At 30.9% G+C, this 609-nt stretch carries 1 pseudogene; it reads right to left on the bottom strand.

Annotation, left to right across the window (positions count from 1 at the left end):
* Nucleotides 1-609: pseudogene (vraE, locus tag IDG60_RS28305) on the bottom strand (peptide resistance ABC transporter permease subunit VraE); the annotation flags it as partial.

Raw genomic sequence — 609 nt, 5'->3', positions numbered from 1 at the left:
CAGTTTCATCCATTTGTTTAATATAAATAATACATCCAGCTGCTACTAAAAATGCTAATCCTAAAAATGATGTAACAAATATTAGAATACCGTTAGTAGCATCGACCTCTTTTTTCATTTCATCATACGTGATGACTTTGTCTCCAAACTGTTTTGCAATTGTTTGAGCTTTTTCCTTTTGTGATGTTTGTTTAATATCATATCCATAAAAAGTATGAACGTTATTTTGTGTTTTCAACTGCTGATACTTTTCAGGACTTACTTCGATGACAGGTGAGTTGAAGCTTAGATTTAAAGGATAAACCTTACCTTTGTCTTCTTGTGTAACACGGAAAGTTTCATTCTTAGTACCTTTTACTACTAAATCTTTGTTTAAATGGATATTAATAATGTTAGGCAGCGATTTTGTATTTGTAATGATGGCATTGTTGCCTGTTAACTTGTTATTTGCACTTAAAATAGAATTCGTGCGACCTGAATCGCTACCATTTTCCAAAGTAATAACCTGATCTTTAACATTATCTACAGTAATAGTTTCGTAAGCATTTTTAGAAAATGTAATTTGTTGTTGGCTTAGTTTAGTTTCAAATTGTTTAGCATCTTGAGTAG

It is taken from the genome of Staphylococcus sp. EG-SA-2 (assembly GCF_017152085.1).
This window is presented reverse-complemented; position numbering and strand designations above follow the sequence as displayed.